This is a genomic window from Streptosporangium sp. NPDC006930 (genome assembly GCF_040635605.1).
Lineage (GTDB): Bacteria > Actinomycetota > Actinomycetes > Streptosporangiales > Streptosporangiaceae > Streptosporangium.
This window is the reverse complement of sequence record NZ_JBEYID010000026.1, coordinates 100986-116112: the sequence shown is the minus strand read 5'-3', so window position 1 is coordinate 116112 and position 15127 is coordinate 100986. Positions and strand designations below refer to the sequence as shown.

Genomic DNA, 15127 nt, shown 5'->3' with positions numbered 1-15127 from the left:
GCGGTATGAGTGACGAGAAGAAGCTGGTCGAGTACCTCCAGTGGACGACCGGCGAGCTCGCCCGGGTGAAGAGGGAGCTGGCCGCGCTGTCGAACCCGGACCCGGTGGCCGTGGTCGCGATGGCCTGCCGCTACCCCGGCGGGGTGCGCTCGCCCGAAGACCTGTGGCGGGTGGTCGCCGACGGCGTCGACACCGTCGGCGAGCCGCCGCGGGACCGCGGCTGGGACCCGGCCCTGCGGGAACGGGCGAGGGCCGGTGGCTTCCTGGACGACGCGGCCGGGTTCGACGCCGCCTTCTTCGGGATCTCCCCCAGGGAGGCCGTGGCGATGGATCCGCAGCACCGGCAGCTGCTGGAGGTCTCCTGGGAGGCCCTGGAGCGCGCGGGGATCGTCCCGAGGTCGTTGCGGGGCAGCCGGACCGGGGTGTTCACCGGTGTGATCTACCAGGACTACGCGCCCGCGATCGACGACGTGCCCCCCGAGCTCGACGGCTACCTCATGACCGGCAACGCGGCGAGTGTGGCGTCCGGGCGGGTGGCGTACACCTTCGGCTTCGAGGGGCCCGCGCTCAGCGTCGACACCGCCTGTTCGTCCTCGCTCGTGGCGATCCACCTCGCCGCCGACTCGCTGCGCCGCTCCGAGTGTGACCTCGCGCTCGCCGGCGGGGTGACGGTGATGGCCACCCCCCGGGTCTTCGTGGAGTTCGGGCTCCAGGGCGGGCTCGCCGCGGACGGTCGCTGCAAGGCGTTCGCCGACGGGGCCGACGGCACCGGCTTCGGCGAGGGCGTGGGGGTGCTGGTGCTGGAGCGGCTCGGGGACGCCCTGCGCAACGGGCACCCGGTCCTGGCGGTGGTCCGCGGCTCGGCGATCAACTCCGACGGGGCGAGCAACGGGCTCACCGCGCCGAGCGGGACCGCCCAGGAGAAGGTGATCGAGACGGCCCTGCGCGGCGCGGGGCTGTCGCCGGCCGAGGTGGATGCGGTCGAGGCGCACGGGACCGGCACCGCGCTCGGGGACCCGATCGAGGCGGGCGCCCTGATCGCGGCCTACGGCACCGCGAGGCGACGACCGTTGTGGCTGGGTTCGGTCAAGTCGAACCTGGGGCACACGCAGGCCGCGGCGGGAGTCGCCGGTGTGATCAAGATGGTGCAGGCGCTGCGGCACGGCGTGCTGCCCGCGACGCTGCACGTGGCCGATCGGTCCACCCTGGTCGACTGGGACGACGGCGGGGTGGAACCGCTGGAGCGCGCCCTTCCCTGGCCGCGCGGCGACCGGCCGCGCAGGGCGGGTGTCTCCTCGTTCGGGATCAGCGGGACCAACGCGCACCTGCTCGTCGAGGAGGCGCCGGTGACCGAAGGGGGGTCGCCCGGCTCCGAGGCCGAGGCCGGGAACCCGCTGGTGGCCGTCCCCTGGCTGCTTTCCGGCAAGACGCCCGAGGCGGTGCGGGCACAGGCCGCCCGGCTGGGTGACCTCCTGCGCTCGGGGCGGGAGACCGATCTCGCCGCCGTGGCCCGCACCCTGGCGGGACGGCGTTCGGAGTTCAGGTACCGGGCGGTGGCACTCGGCTCCGGCGCCGCCGAGCTCACCCGCGAACTGGACGCGCTCGCCGGGCCGTCCAGCCCGATCGTCAGGGCGAGTGCGGCGCCGAAGGTGGCGTTCGTGTTCAGCGGCCAGGGGACCCAGCGGGCGCGGATGGGACGCGAGCTGTACGAGAGGTTCCCGGTCTACGCCGAGGCGTTCGACGCCGCCTGCGCCGCACTGGACCTGGCCAGACGGGTCCACCACGCCGAAGGCCCGCCCCTGGGCGAGGTGGTGTCCGCCGCGGCCGACGGCCCGCTGGGAGGGCTGCTGCGGCGCACGGAGTTCGCCCAGCCCGCGCTGTTCGCCACCCAGCTCGCGCTCTGCCGGCTCGCGGAGCACCTGGGCCTGGTCGCCCACGCGCTGCTCGGCCACTCCGTCGGGGAGCTCACCGCGGCACACGTCGCCGGGGCGCTCTCGCTGGAGCAGGCCGCGCGCCTGGTCGTGGTACGGGCACTGGCGATGCAGTCCGCGCCGGAAGGCGGGGGCATGGTGTCACTGCGGGCCCCCGAGGCGGAGGTGCGGGCATCCCTGGCCGAGCTGGACGGACGGGTGTCCGTGGCGGCGGTCAACGGGCCGAGGTCGACCGTGGTCTCCGGCGACGCGGACGCGGTGCGGGGACTGGCCGCCCGATGGCGCTCCCGTGGGGTGCGTACGAAGGCGCTCGCGGTCGGCCAGGCCTTCCACTCGCCGCACATGGACCCCGCGCTGCCGCGGCTGGTGGAGGCGGCGACGGAACTGGACGTCGGCGAACCCGCGATCCCCCTGGTCTCCAACACCACGGGCCTGGTGGCGACGCGGGACGAGCTGGCCGCGCCGGACCACTGGGCCGCCCAGGTGCGCGGCACGGTCCGTTTCCACGACGGCGTGCTCACCCTGCGGGGCCTGGGCGTCGACACCTTCGTCGAGATCGGCCCCGACACCACGATGACCGGCATGATCGCGGACTGCCTGGCAGGGGAGCGGGACGGCGTGTCGGCGATCCCGCTGGTGCGAGACCCCGGGGCGGAGGCCCGGTCGGTGTTGCGCGGTGTCGCGCAGGCCCATGCGCGCGGTGTGCGGATCGACTGGGAGAAGGTGCTCGGCGAGGGGCCGGTCGCCGATCCGGCCACCGTGCCGACCTACCCGTTCCGGCACGAACGCTACTGGCTCATCCCGCCGAGGAGGCACGGACGGGACCTGCCACCGTACGAGCCGCACGAGCCGACGACGGCACCGGCCGCCGCGCCGTCGCCCGCGCCGTCATCCGGGCCGCTGTCCGGCCTGCCTGAGGGCGAGCGCCACGACCTCCTGACGTCGCTGGTGCTGACGGCGGTGGCCGACGCGCTCGGGCACTCCCACGGAGCGATCGGCCCGGCGGACGACCTGACCCAGATCGGCATCACCTCCTTCGGCGCGCTGGAGATCGCCGCCAGGCTCTCCGGGGAGATCGGCGTCGACGTGCGGGTGGGACTGGTGCTCGACCACGGCACCGCCCGCGAACTCGCGTTCCGGCTGGAGGAACTGCTCGGCCCGCAAAACGCGCCGGCACTGCTGGAGAAGCGATGACCTCGAAGAGCGCCGAGGCGCGCGCGTGCCTGCGCTCGCTGCACCGCGAGGGGGCGCTCGCGGCGCGATACGACGAGGTCGCGGCACTGCTGGCCGCGATGGACGAGGAGGACGCCGCCCCGTCGGCGCGACTGCTGGAGCGGGTCGACGTGGAGGCCGTTCGCGAACACCATCCGGGGCTTCCGCTCGCGGCCGTGACCGTCACCGGACACGGCACGCTCGGCGCGCTGCGTACCGCGCTCACCGGCGAACTGGCCCGCCACGGGTATCTGCCGGACGTCCGGCTCGCGGACTTCGGCTCGTACGCGTTCGAGCTGGGCGATCCCGGCAGCGCCCTGTACGCCGGACGACCCGACGTGACCGTCTGCGTACTCGACCACGCGGCCGTGTTCGACGAGGTCGGCGTGCCGTTCACGGTGGACGACGTGGAGCGCGTGCTGGAGGAGAAGCTGGCGCTGTGGCGGCGGCTGGCGGCGCGGTTCGGGGAGAGCGGGTCCGGCGCGCTCGTGTTCAACACCGTCCCGCTGCCCCGGGTGTGGCAGGCGCAGTTGCTGGACCATCCGTCCAGGGCGCGGCTCGGCGCGGTCTGGCGGCGGGCCAACGCCGAACTGCTGGCGTTCGGCGAGTCGGTGCAGCCCGTCGTGGTGATGGACCTCGACCCGCTGCTGACGGCGCCGATCGAGCTGTCCGATCCGCGGTTCGAGGTCTACGCGCGGGCGCACCTGTCGGACGCCCTGCTCGGCGCGTACGCCCGTGAACTGGCCCACCTGGTGCGGGCCCGGACCGGGCGTGCCAGGAAGGTGCTCGCCGTCGACCTCGACCAGACGCTGTGGGGCGGCGTCCTCGGCGACGACGGGGTGGAGGGCATCGAGGTGGCCCACGGCCGGCGGGGTGAGGCCTTCCAGCGGTTCCAGAAGGTGGTGGCGCAGCTGCAGTCGCAGGGCGTCCTGCTGGCCGCGGTGAGCAAGAACGACCAGGAGACCGTGCTCGCCGCGCTGCGGGAACACCCCGACATGGTGGTGCGCGAGGACGCCTTCGTCCGCATCCTCGCCAACTGGCGGCCGAAACCGGCCAACCTGCGGGTCCTGGCGCGGGAGCTGAACCTGGGCGGGGACAGCGTGGTGTTCGCCGACGACAGCGTCCACGAGTGCGCCGCGGTCGCGGCGGAGCTGCCGGAGACGGCGGTGATCCACCTGGACGGCGACCCGGCGCTGCACGTGACGCGGCTGCTGGCCGACGGCTGGTTCACCGTGAACGAGGTGACCACGGAGGACCGTGTCCGGACGCGGCGCTACCACGAGGAGGCGGCGCGTTCGGAGTTCCTGTTCGCGGCGGGGTCGGCCGAGGAGTTCCTGGGCGGACTGGGGGTGTCCGTACGGCTGGCGCCCGCCACCGGCGCCGACGTCGCGCGGCTGTCGCAGCTCACCTTGCGCACCAACCAGTTCAACCTCACCACCGAGCGCCTCTCCCCGGAGGCGGTGCGTGAGCGGGCGGGGCGGCCCGGCTCGCGGGTGCTGACGCTGTCGGCGGCAGACCGGTTCGGGAGCAACGGGATCGTCGGAGCGGTCTTCCTGCGGGCGCTGCCGGAGGGGTTGCTGATCGAGAACCTCCTGCTGAGCTGCCGGGTGTTCGCCCGGGGCATCGAGCAGGCGTGCCTGGCCGAGGTGCTCGGCCAGGCACGCGCCGCCGGTTTTCCCGCCGTGCACGGTGACTACGTGGCGAGCGCGAGGAACGCGAAGGTCGCGGACTTCTACCCGCACTACGGGTTCACCGTGACGGAGGTGACGCCGCGGCGGTCGCGGTACGCGCACGACCTCGGCGAGATCGTCGGCGTGCCCGGCCATCTCACGCTGGAGGTCGCGGGCCGGGTGGTGCCGACCCCGGCCGGGCCCGCGGAGGCGGCGTTGACAAGCTGAGGCATCCTCGATTTAACTTGCGGACATAACGTGAGGAAGCCTCCGTATATGTGTGAACGGGATGAGGGAGAGGGCATTGCCTGAGGGAATCGCGGTCTCGGTGCACGACACCGCGCCGGTCTGGCGAGGTGACACGGCGGGTGACGCGCTGCGCCGTTCGATCGATCTGGCCAAGGCCGTGGAGGCGCTCGGTTACCGGCGTTACTGGGTGGCCGAACACCACAACACGCCGGCGCTGGCGGCGTCGAGCCCCGCGGTGCTCGCCGGGCCCATCCTGGAGGCGACCTCCAGCATCCGGGTCGGCTCGGGCGCGGTGCTGCTGCCGAACCACTCGCCCCTGGTGGTCGCCGAGCAGTTCGGAGTCCTGGCCGGCCTCTATCCGGGCCGGGTCGACCTGGGGCTCGGGCGCGCCCCGGGCGGCTCGGGCGAGATCACGGCCCGCATCGGCGACCCGCGCCGGCTGGACTTCGGCGACGCGCTGCACGAGCTGCGCGAGTACTTCGCCGGAGGCAGCGGCGGCGTGCGGGCGATCCCGGAGCCGGCGATCGCGCCCGAGCTGTGGATGGTGGGCTCCAGCGCCGGCAGCGCCGCCTACGCGGGCCGGGCGGGCCTGCCCTACGTCTACGCGCACGCGATCGTGGGGGGCGGCGCCCCCGAGGCGCTCGACGCCTACCGCCGGGCCTTCCGGCCCTCGCCGTGGCTGTCCGAGCCGCACGCGTGCGTGGCGGTGATCGTCGTCGCCGCCGACACCGACGAGCGGGCCCACCGGCTGGCCGCCTCCTTCGTGTTCGGCCAGATCCTGATGCGCACCGTGGATCCGGGCACCGTGCTGCCCACCGAGGAGGAGACCGCGGCGCACACGTTCACCCCGCAGGAGGAACGCTTCCTGCGGGACCGGCTCGAACCGCAGTTCGTCGGCTCCCCGGAACGGATCACCCCCCGCCTGACCGAGCTGCTGCGCCAGACCCGCGCCGACGAGCTGTTCGTGCTCACCCAGGTGCCCGACCACACCGCCCGGATCCGCTCGTACGAGTTGCTCGCCAAGATCGTCTCATCCCTGTAGGTCCGCACGGGCCGGTGCGCCCGAGCACCGGCCACAGCTCTCCTCAGCCCGCGTTCAGCCCGGCTTTAGAACCGCCGAGCACTGTGTGTCCAGCCGGAGAACGACCTCCGGCGCAATCCGGCGTTCGAACGATGAGGATGAGGATGGCTGCTGCTACGAGGTCCCGGTCACGCAAGCCCGCCGCCATGGCGGGGGCCGCCACGTTGATGCTGGCACTGGCCACCGCATGTTCCTCCGGCGCGGACGGTGCCACGACAGGGGAGGGGAGCGCCGCAGCGCAGCCCAGGAGCGGCGGCACGCTGCGCCTGGCCGTCGAGAAGGAACCCGAGTGCCTGGACCCGCACCAGAGCCCCACCGAGTCGGCCAGGGCCCTCACCCGGCCGATCCTGGACTCGCTGGTCCACCAGGACGCGCAGGGAGCCGTCGGTCCCTGGCTGGCCACACGCTGGGAGGTCTCGCCGGACCGGCTCACCTACACCTTCGAACTCCGTCAGGGCGTGACGTTCACCGACGGGGAGAGGTTCGACGCCCAGGCGGTGGTCGCCAACCTCGACCACGTGGTGGCTCCGGAGACGAAGTCGCTGCTCGCCGGAAGCCTGCTCGCGGCCTACCGGTCGGCCAAGGCCGTCGGCCCCTTCACGGTCGAGGTCAGGCTCAAGCGGCCCGACTCGGGTTTCCTCGCCGCGCTGGCCCTGCCCAACCTGGGCATCCAGTCCCCGCCCACCCTCAAGGGGTCCCCCTCCGCGCTGTGCGCGAAGATCGTCGGAACCGGCCCGTTCCGCAGCGACACCGGGCTCGTGCCGCAGAAGGGCATCGACTACGTCAGGAACCCCTCCTACGACTGGGCGCCGGAACCGCGTCGCGGCCCGGCGCGGCTGGAGCGGATCGAGGTCAAGGTCGTGCCGGACAACGCCGCCCGGCTGGGTGCGCTCACCAGCGGCCAGGTCGACGCGGTCACCGGCCTGTCGCCGACGAGCCTCAACACGGTGAAGAGCCTGCCCGGGTTCACCCTGCACTCGACACCGTTCCCCGGGATCAACTACAGCTACTGGCCGAACACCGCGAGCGGCCCGCTCGGCGACGTCAACGTGCGCAAGGCGCTGCGTACCGGCATCGACTGGGCGCAGATCGTGAAGAACGTCTATTTCGGCGTGTACGAAGGCGCCCAGGGGGTGCTCTCGTCCGGCACACCGGGCTACGACGGTTCCCTGGCCCCGGCCTACGCCCACGACCCCGCCGAGGCGGAGCGGCTGCTCGACCAGGCGGGCTGGACCGGGCGCGACGCGGCCGGATACCGGACGAAGAACGGCGAACGCCTCACTCTGCGCCACATGTGGTCCGACGGATCCGTGGCCAACCTCGCCACGCAGATCCAGTCCGCGGCGAAAGGACTCGGCGTCGAACTGGTCGAGGAGAACCTCGACGGCGGGACCTTCGTCAAGCGCCTGCTGGACGGTGACTACGAACTGATCGACACCAGCTTCTCCGCGCCGGGACCGGACGTGTTGCGCGTCCTGTTCGGCGCCGACAACATCCCCACGCCCAAGCGCGGGATCAGCAACAACATGGCACGCTACGACAACCCCGAGGTGGAGGCCGCCTTCCGGCGCGCGCTCGGCGCCGAGAACCAGGCCGAGCGGCACCGCGCCTACGCCGAGGCGCAAAAGCGCATCACCGAGGACGCCGCGGTCCTGCCGGTCTACTCGCCCCTGTCCACGGTGACCGTACGCGAAGGCGTCCGGGAGGTCGGCTTCAACGCCGACGGCACCCCCGACCTGTACGGCGCATGGCTCGCGTCCTGAACGCGCCCGCCGCCGAGGCGGCGGGCGCGGCCCCCTCACGCCGCGCGAGCGGGGCGGCGCGTCTCGTGCTGGTGCGCGTGGCCGCCTCGGTGGCCGTGCTGTGGGGAGCGGTCACGGCGACGTTCCTGCTGCTGCGGGTGATGCCGGGCGGCACCGCCGACGTGCTGCTCGCCCGCTCCGCCGTCACCCCGGAGGTACGCGACCGGATCATCGCCGAGTACCGGCTCGACGATCCGCTCGTGGCGCAGTACCTCGCCTACCTCACCAGGATCGCGCGGGGGGAGTTCGGCGAGTCGTACGTGCTGCGCAGGCCGGTGTGGGACGCGATCGGGTCCCAGCTCCCCGACACCCTGCTGCTGGTCCTGGCGACCCTGCTGGTCACGCTGGTCGCCTCCGTCCTGCTCGCGGTGGTGAGCGCGAACCGCCGGCGGTGGGTGCGCTCGTCGTTCTCCGCGACCGAGTCGCTGGTGGTGGCGCTGCCGCCCTTCTGGCTCGGGCTGCTGCTGCTGACGGTGTTCTCCTTCAACCTGCACTGGTTCCCGGCCATCGGCTCCTCCTCCCTGTCCGGTCTCGTGCTGCCGACCGCCGCGCTGGCCGCGGGGCCGGTCGCGGTGATGACGGGGGTGCTGCGCGACGGGTTGCTGCGCGCGCTGGAGGACCCGTTCGTGGTGACCGCCCGCTCACGGGGCATCGGCGAGCTCGCGCTGCGCCTGCGGCACGTGCTGCGGCACGCGCTGCTGCCCGCCACCACGCTCCTGGGCTGGATCGCCGGCTCGCTCATCGGAGGTGCGGTGATCATCGAGATCGTCTTCTCCCGGCAGGGGATCGGACGGCTGGTGTTGTTCGCGGTGGAGAACAAGGACATGCCCGTGGTGATCGCGATCGTGCTGCTCACCGCGGTGGTGTTCGTGCTGGTCAACATCGTGGTCGACATCCTGGTCTGGGTGATCGACCCCAGGACGCGAGAGGCGGGGAGCCGGCCGTGACCAAGAGCTTCTGGCCGGGGGCGATCGTGCTGGCACTGCTGGCCGCGATGGCGCTCTTCCCTTCGCTGTTCACCGGGACGGACCCCGACGCGGCCGACCTGAACGCGACGCTGCGGCCACCTGACGGCACGCACTGGTTCGGCACCGACCAGAACGGCAGGGACCTGTACGCCAGGATCGTTCACGGCGCCGGTCCCTCCCTGCTGATAGGCGCCGGTGCGGTCGGGCTCGCGCTGGCCGCGGGCGTCCTGGTCGGGGTCGCCGCCGCGCAGCTCGGCCGGACCATGGACCAGGTGCTCAGCAGATCGCTCGACGTGGTCCTCTCCGTCCCCGGCCTGCTGCTGGTGTTCCTGGTCGTCGCGGTGCTGGGACCCGGCGGCGGCCCGGCCAGCGTGGGCCTGGCGGTGATCTCCCTGCCGGGCTTCGCCAGGGTGACGCGCGCGGAGGTGATCAGGCTGCGCGGAGCGCACTACGTCGAGGCGGCCCACGGGTTCGGCTGGTCGCGCGCCCAGGTGGTCCTGCGGCACATCCTGCCCAACGCGCTCGGCCCGGTCATGGTACTGGCGACGGTGACCCTGGGAGCGATGATCGTGGCGGGCTCCTCGCTGAGTTTCGTGGGCCTGGGCCCCCAGCCGCCGACCGCCGAATGGGGCGCGATGCTGGCCGACAGCCAGGAGTTCCTCGCGATCGCCTGGTGGCCGGCGGCGTTCCCCGGAGTCGCCATCACGATCGCGGTCCTGTCCATCACCGTCGTCGGCGGGCACCTGCGGCAGCGGATCGAACGGGGGCGGACATGAGCCCGGTATCCGGCGACACGACGAACATGAGCCCGGCGCCGGGGGACACGAGGGAACTGCTGCGCGTCCGGGACCTCACCGTCGGCTTCTCGACGGGCCGCGGGCACGTCGACGCGGTGCGGGGCGTGTCCCTCCGCGTCGACCGCGGGCAGGTGGTGGCGATCGTCGGTGAGTCCGGCTCCGGCAAGAGCGTCACCGCGCGCAGCCTGGTGGGGCTGGCCGGCGACGGTGCCGACGTGCGGGCGAAGGAGCTCGTGTTCGGCGGGCTCGACCTGCGCCGGGTACGGGGCCGGGGCTGGCGTGCGCTGCGCGGACGGCGCGTCGGCTTTGTCCTGCAGGACGCCCTGGGCTCCCTCGACCCGCTGCGCCGCGTCGGCGCCGAGGTGGCGGAACCTCTGCGCGAGCACCGGACCGTGCCCACGGGCGAGATCGGCGACGAGGTCGTACGGCTGCTCGACTCGGTGGGCGTCCCGCTGCCCGAGAGCCGGGCACGGCAGTACCCGCACGAGATGTCGGGCGGGCTGCGGCAACGCGCCCTGATCGCCTCGGCCCTGGCCGCGCGGCCCGACCTGCTGATCGCCGACGAGCCGACGACGGCGCTGGACGCGACGGTGCAGAGGCAGGTGCTCGCGCTGTTGCGCGAGCGCGCGGGCGACGGCACGGCGATCCTGCTCATCAGCCACGACCTCGGCGTCGTCGCGGAGATCGCCGACCACGTGTACGTGATGAAGGACGGGCGGTTCGTCGAGGACGGCCCGACGCGCGAGATGCTCCAGGCGCCCTCCCACCCCTACACCAGGACCCTGGTCGCCGCCGCGCTCGGGCAGGGACGGGGCCTGGCGCGGGGCGCGGGCACCGCGTCGGCCGACCCCGATCCGCGTCCCGGTCCCGGACGGGTGGTGCTGAGCGCCGAAGGGCTGGTCAAGAGGTACAGGCTGCCGGGCAAGGGCGCGTTCACCGCGGTGGACGAGGTGTCGGTCGAGGTACGGGCCGGTGAGACGCTCGGCATCGTCGGAGAGTCCGGGTCGGGGAAGACGACCGTGGGCCGGCTGCTGCTGGGCCTGGCCGCGCCGGACGCCGGCCGGGTCGAGGTGAACGGGCGGACCTGGAGCGAACTGCGCGGCCCCGAACGGCGGGCGGCCCGCCGCCGGATCCAGATGATCTACCAGCACCCGCTCGCCTCCTTCGATCCCCGCTACACCGCGAGACGGCTTCTCGAGGAGCCCCTGCGCGCGCAGGGCACCCCCGGCGCCGAACGCGCACGACGGGTGGCGGAACTCCTGGAGCACGTGGGCCTGGACGAGGAGGTGCTCGGCCGGCGGGCACGTGAGCTGTCCGGAGGCCAGCGGCAGCGCCTCGCGATCGCGCGGGCACTAGCCCCGCGACCGGACGTCATCATCTGCGACGAACCGGTCTCGGCCCTGGACGCGGTGATCCAGGCACAGGTGCTCGACGTCCTGACCGACGTTCAGGAAAGGCTCGGCGTGGCCTACGTATTCATTTCCCACGATCTGGGCGTCGTCCACAGGATCAGTCACGAAGTGGCGGTCATGAAAGACGGGAAAGTGGTTGAGTCCGGCGACGTGAGAAAGGTATTCGAAGCTCCGGAGCATCAATACACAAAGACCCTCCTGGATGCGGTTCCCCGGCTTCACCGGGCCGCTCGGGGCAGCGCATAAGCAATTCTTAATCAACGCTGAACCGGCCTTGCCCAATATTTCGTTCCTGCCTAATGTCGTTGTCGTCGCACGGCACCGGCGGCGCCCTTTTCTTGTCTCGCCGAAGGATGAAGGAAATGACGGAAGCTCCGCCGTATCCGCAGAAACGCACCTGCCCGTACGAGCCGCCACCCGGATATCGGGAGATCGGTGAGCGGGGGCCGGTGCTCAAGGTGACGCTCTTCGACGGCCGCGAGGCGTGGATGGTGACGGGGTACCGGGAGTCGCGGGAGATCCTCACCCACCCGAACCTGTCCTCGCAGCGCACCCACCCCGGGTTCCCCATCGTCGCCCCCCGCTTCCGCTCGCAGATCGCCCGCACCCTCGCGCTCATCGCGATGGACCCGCCCGTCCACGACATCTACCGGCGCTATCTCAACCCGCACTTCAGCCTCAAGACGGTCCGCGGAATGCGTCCCCAGCTCGAGGACATCGTGTCCGGATACATCGACGCGATCATCGACCACGGCCCTCCCGCCGACCTGGTGCCGCTGCTCGCGGTGCCACTCCCGTCCCTGGTGATCTGCCGGCACCTCGGCGTCCCCTACGCCGACCACGACTTCTTCCAGGACGCCAGCGGCAAGGTGATGCTGGGCACCGAGCAGGAGTCGGCGACGGCGGCCCAGGACCTGGCCGACTACATCGACCGGCTGGTGGCCGCACAGATCAAGGAACCCACCGACGGCCTGCTCGGCACGCTGGTGAGGGAGCGGGTCATCCCCGGCGACGTCGGGCACGACGAGCTGGTCTCGATCGCGCTGGTGCTCCTGATCGCCGCTCACGAGACGACCTCCTCCTCTCTCGCCCTTGGCGTCATCACGCTGCTGGAGCACCCGGACCAGCTGGCGCTGGTGCTTCAGGACCCCTCCCGCCTGCCCGGCGCGATCGAGGAACTCCTGCGCTACATCGCGACCACGGACCTCGTCGCGACCAGGGTCGCCAAGGGGGACATCGAGATCGCGGGCCATCTCATCCGGGAGGGGGAGGGGGTGCTCGTCTCGGGCACCCTGGCCAACCGGGACGAGCAGGTGCACCGGCGGGCCCACGAGTTCGACGTCCTGCGCGAGGACACCCACCACCTCACCTTCGGGTTCGGCATCCACCAGTGCCTCGGCCAGAACCTGGCCCGGCTCGAACTGGAGGTCGCCCTGCACCAGCTGCTCACCCGGATCCCGGGGATACGGCTGGCCGTACCCGTGGACGAACTGCCCATCCTCGGCGCGGGCACCGTACAGCGGGTGCTCCAGCTACCGGTCGAATGGTGACGCCGGATGTGGGTGCGGGCGGATCGGGAGCGCTGCATCAGTGGCGGGCGCTGCATGGCCGCCACCTCCGAGGTCTTCGATCAGGACGATGACGGCCTGGTCGTCGTGCTCACCCCGCGGCCAGAGCCGCAGCAGGAGGAACGGGTCCGCAGGGCCGCCTTCCTCTGCCCGGCGCAGGCCATCCGGATCAGCGAGAAATCACCGGGGGACTGACCTCCCCACAGGTTCGGGCCGGCCCCGTACAAAGGCCGGCCGAAGAAAGCAGAAAAGATGACTCACTCGACGCACCCGTCGAAGGAGGCCGCGCGGCTCCCCTCGCTCACCGGGATGAGATTCGTGGCGGCGTTCCTGGTGTTCGTGTGCCACGCCTGTGTCCTGGGTTTCTTCCACCGGGAGACCGCGGCCTCCCTGCAGACCTTCGCCTTCGCCTCGGGCTGGCTCGGTGTGGAGTTCTTCTTCGTGCTGAGCGGGTTCGTGCTGACCTGGTCGGTGCGGGAGGGACAGTCCAGGGCGAGCTTCTGGCGCCGGCGCCTGGTCAAGGTCTACCCGGTCCACGTGGTGACCTGGCTGGCCGCGCTCGGCCTGGCCGTGTGGGCGGGCCAGGCCGTGGACCTGCCCAAACTGTTGCCGAGCCTGCTGCTCGTGCACACCTGGTATCCCCGGATGGACGTGGTCATCACGATCAACGTCGTCACCTGGTCCCTCGCCTGCGACCTGCTCTTCTATCTGGCCTTCCCCTTCCTGCACGCGCTCGTCCGCAGGATCTCCGCCCGGCGGCTGTGGTGGGCGGCCGGCGCCGTCGCCGCCGTGATCGCCCTGCTGCCCGCCGTCGCCCTCCTCGCCCTGCCGGGAACACCCCGGCTTCCCGGCCAGGACATGTCGTTCGTGCAGAACTGGTTCCTGGTCTCCTTCCCGCCGATCAGGGCGCTGGACTTCGTCCTCGGCATCATCATGGCCCGCATCGTGCTGGCGGGCCGACGGGTCCCGCTGGGCGTGGGCAGGGCGCTGCTGGTCCTGGCGGCGGGGTTCGCCCTGCAGATGTACCTGTGGCCGAGCGTGTACGGGCTCACCGCGACGATCGCGCTGCCGCTGGCCCTGCTGATCGCGGCCGTGGCCGTCGCGGACGAGCGGGGCGTCCCCACGCCGTTTCGCGGCCGGATCCTGCGGTGGCTGGGCGGGGTCTCGTACGCCTCCTACCTGGCGCACTTCCTGGTCCTGCACTTCGGGCACCTCGCGATCGGCGCCGACCGGACATGGGACGTGCCGGCCGCCCTCGGCGTCATCATGGTTCTGTTCGGGGTCACCACGGCGGTGGCGTGGGCACTGAACCGCCTCGTCGAGGAACCCGCCATGCGCGCGTGGGCACAGCCGCGCACCCACCCCCTGCCGTCCGGCGGCGCGCTACGACCGGAGACCCCTGCCCCGGAACCGGCGGGCTGACCGCCCTCCCTGCCCCGGTTGGACGCCCCCATCTTCAAGCCCATCGCCATCATCGGGTTCGATCCGCCCGTACACGACATCCATCGCCGCCTGCTCGCCCCCGATTTCAGCCTCAAGCAGGTGCGCGCCCTGCGCGGAAGCGTCGAGGAACTCGCGGGCAGGCTGGTGGACGAACTGCTTCGGAAGGGGCCGCCCGCGGAGTTGGTCGAGGACTACGCGCTGCCGATCCCGTCCATGGTGATCTCGGAGCTGCTCGGCGTGCCGTACGACGACCACGCGTTCTTCGAGGCGATGACGAACGGGCTGCTTCAGGCCAAGAGCGCGCAGGACGCCGAGGCGGCGGGCCAGGCGCTCTGGGACTACCTGGACGGGCTGATCACCACCAAGGAACGTGAGCCCGGTGGGGCGGGGGTGCTGAGCAGGCTGGTGGGTCAGGTCGACGAGGACGGCGACCTGACCCGGGAGGACCTGGTGCGCATCGCGCTGGCGCTGCTGATCGGAGGGCACGACACGACGTCCCAGATGATCGCGCTCGGGGTGGTCACCCTGCTGGAGCACCCGGACCAGCTGGCGGCGCTGCGCGCGGACCCGGGCGTGCTGCCCGCCGCGGTGGACGAGTTGCTGCGGATGGTGTCGGTGACGGACGTCTCGGGAGTACGGGTGGCGACCGAGGACATCGAGATCGACGGACACGTCATCCGGGCCGGAGAGGGAGTCCTGGTCTCCTCCTCGATGACCAACCGCGACCCCGCGGCCTTCCCCGACCCGTACCGGTTCGACATCCGCCGCGCCGGCGGGCACAACGCCGCCTCCGGTCGTCATCACCTCACGTTCGGGTTCGGCATCCACCAGTGCCTCGGCCAGAACCTGGCGCGGATGGAACTGGAGGTGGCGTTCTCCGTCCTCTTCGACCGGATTCCGGACCTGCGGCTCGCCGTGCCGCTGGACAGGCTGCCCACGCGCGGCGGCGGCACGATGCAGGGCGTGCACACCCTGCCCGTCGAGTGGTGAGAGG

The 15127-nt window shown here is 72.2% G+C and carries 11 protein-coding genes; all 11 read left to right on the top strand.

Translation table 11 applies throughout. The features are described from left to right. Positions 1-5: 5 nt before the first annotated feature. The 11 genes from ABZ664_RS33690 (at position 6) to ABZ664_RS33640 (ending at position 15123) form a co-directional block, all read left to right on the top strand. A complete protein-coding gene (locus ABZ664_RS33690; protein ID WP_362519239.1) occupies positions 6-3125 on the top strand; it encodes a beta-ketoacyl synthase N-terminal-like domain-containing protein in 3120 nt (1039 codons plus the stop codon). After that, on the top strand, positions 3122-5041 hold the full coding sequence (locus tag ABZ664_RS33685; RefSeq protein ID WP_362519233.1) for an HAD-IIIC family phosphatase: 1920 nt from the start codon (positions 3122-3124) through the stop codon (positions 5039-5041). The genes ABZ664_RS33690 and ABZ664_RS33685 overlap by 4 nt, the downstream gene beginning before the upstream one ends. A 76-nt stretch (positions 5042-5117) precedes the next feature. Then, a complete protein-coding gene (locus tag ABZ664_RS33680) occupies positions 5118-6104 on the top strand; it encodes an LLM class flavin-dependent oxidoreductase (protein ID WP_362519228.1) in 987 nt (328 codons plus the stop codon). Between the two features lie 143 nt (positions 6105-6247). Continuing rightward, a complete protein-coding gene (locus tag ABZ664_RS33675) occupies positions 6248-7906 on the top strand; it encodes an ABC transporter substrate-binding protein (protein ID WP_362519226.1) in 1659 nt (552 codons plus the stop codon). After that, positions 7891-8892, top strand: a complete 1002-nt coding sequence (locus ABZ664_RS33670; RefSeq protein ID WP_362519223.1) for an ABC transporter permease — start codon at positions 7891-7893, stop codon at positions 8890-8892. The genes ABZ664_RS33675 and ABZ664_RS33670 overlap by 16 nt, the downstream gene beginning before the upstream one ends. Beyond that, positions 8889-9689 (top strand): ABC transporter permease, encoded by an 801-nt coding sequence (locus tag ABZ664_RS33665; RefSeq protein ID WP_362519220.1) that lies wholly within the window; start codon positions 8889-8891, stop codon positions 9687-9689. Before ABZ664_RS33670 ends, ABZ664_RS33665 begins: the two co-directional genes overlap by 4 nt. Continuing rightward, positions 9686-11368: an ABC transporter ATP-binding protein gene (locus tag ABZ664_RS33660; RefSeq protein ID WP_362519215.1), complete on the top strand. Its 1683-nt coding sequence runs from the start codon at positions 9686-9688 to the stop codon at positions 11366-11368. The genes ABZ664_RS33665 and ABZ664_RS33660 overlap by 4 nt, the downstream gene beginning before the upstream one ends. 116 nt (positions 11369-11484) lie before the next feature. After that, positions 11485-12672, top strand: coding sequence for a cytochrome P450 (locus tag ABZ664_RS33655; protein ID WP_362519210.1), 1188 nt, complete (start codon positions 11485-11487; stop codon positions 12670-12672). Between the two features lie 6 nt (positions 12673-12678). Then, positions 12679-12885 carry a ferredoxin gene (locus tag ABZ664_RS33650; protein WP_350950126.1) on the top strand — a complete coding sequence of 69 codons (207 nt, stop codon included), beginning with the start codon at positions 12679-12681 and terminating at the stop codon, positions 12883-12885. 57 nt (positions 12886-12942) lie between these two features. Next, a complete protein-coding gene (locus ABZ664_RS33645; RefSeq protein WP_362519207.1) occupies positions 12943-14112 on the top strand; it encodes an acyltransferase in 1170 nt (389 codons plus the stop codon). An 18-nt stretch (positions 14113-14130) separates the two neighbouring features. Then, the gene (locus ABZ664_RS33640) at positions 14131-15123 is read left to right on the top strand and encodes a cytochrome P450 (protein ID WP_362519205.1); all 993 of its coding nucleotides are present in this window, start codon (positions 14131-14133) and stop codon (positions 15121-15123) included. Positions 15124-15127: the final 4 nt, after the last annotated feature.

Excerpts from the sequence above, each read along its gene's own strand:
- ABZ664_RS33690 (WP_362519239.1), top strand. The coding sequence starts at position 6 with ATGAGTGACGAGAAGAAGCTGGTCGAGTACCTCCAGTGGACGACCGGC.
- ABZ664_RS33685 (WP_362519233.1), top strand. The coding sequence starts at position 3,122 with ATGACCTCGAAGAGCGCCGAGGCGCGCGCGTGCCTGCGCTCGCTGCAC.
- ABZ664_RS33675 (WP_362519226.1), top strand. The coding sequence starts at position 6,248 with ATGGCTGCTGCTACGAGGTCCCGGTCACGCAAGCCCGCCGCCATGGCG.
- ABZ664_RS33670 (WP_362519223.1), top strand. The coding sequence starts at position 7,891 with ATGGCTCGCGTCCTGAACGCGCCCGCCGCCGAGGCGGCGGGCGCGGCC.
- ABZ664_RS33660 (WP_362519215.1), top strand. The coding sequence starts at position 9,686 with ATGAGCCCGGTATCCGGCGACACGACGAACATGAGCCCGGCGCCGGGG.
- ABZ664_RS33655 (WP_362519210.1), top strand. The coding sequence starts at position 11,485 with ATGACGGAAGCTCCGCCGTATCCGCAGAAACGCACCTGCCCGTACGAG.
- ABZ664_RS33650 (WP_350950126.1), top strand. The coding sequence starts at position 12,679 with ATGTGGGTGCGGGCGGATCGGGAGCGCTGCATCAGTGGCGGGCGCTGC.
- ABZ664_RS33645 (WP_362519207.1), top strand. The coding sequence starts at position 12,943 with ATGACTCACTCGACGCACCCGTCGAAGGAGGCCGCGCGGCTCCCCTCG.